Origin of the sequence: Halomonas elongata, from assembly GCF_029081005.1 — a bacterium.
Classification (GTDB): Bacteria; Pseudomonadota; Gammaproteobacteria; order Pseudomonadales; family Halomonadaceae; genus Halomonas; species Halomonas elongata_B.
Genome location: NZ_JAJQTQ010000105.1, coordinates 1 through 411 on the forward strand (window position 1 = coordinate 1; position 411 = coordinate 411).

Consider the following 411-nt stretch of genomic DNA (forward strand, 5'->3'; position numbering starts at 1 on the left):
TTGCTGCTCTCCCTTCCGGCGCTGGCTTATGAGGGCAGCAGCACGGTCAATTTTAACGTCACGGGCACCATCGAAGCGCCTTCCTGTGAGGTGGCCGTGGAGCCGTCGAACAGTATCGATTTAGGCACCGTCTCCTCGCAGACGTTCTCCGGACATGCCGGGGCGAGCGGCGCCAGCGTGCCGGTTAAGCTGGTCTTTTCCAGCTGTTCCGCCGATGCGTCGGCGGTGACCATCGCGTTTAGCGGCACCAGCTTCGATAGCACCCACGCTTCAATCTATAAAAACTTCCAGACTGGCAGCAACGGTGCCAGCGGCGTCGGTTTGCAGCTGCAGAGCATGGCCGACCAGCAGCCCCTTGGCCCCGGCGACCAGTATCTCTATACCTTTGGGGACGATGCGGATATCCATACC

At 60.6% G+C, this 411-nt stretch carries 1 protein-coding gene; it reads left to right on the top strand.

Annotated elements, in window-relative coordinates; all coding sequences use genetic code 11:
• Positions 1-411 (top strand): fimbrial protein (locus tag LU493_RS19640; RefSeq protein ID WP_275289485.1); only part of this gene is annotated, 411 nt, incomplete at both ends.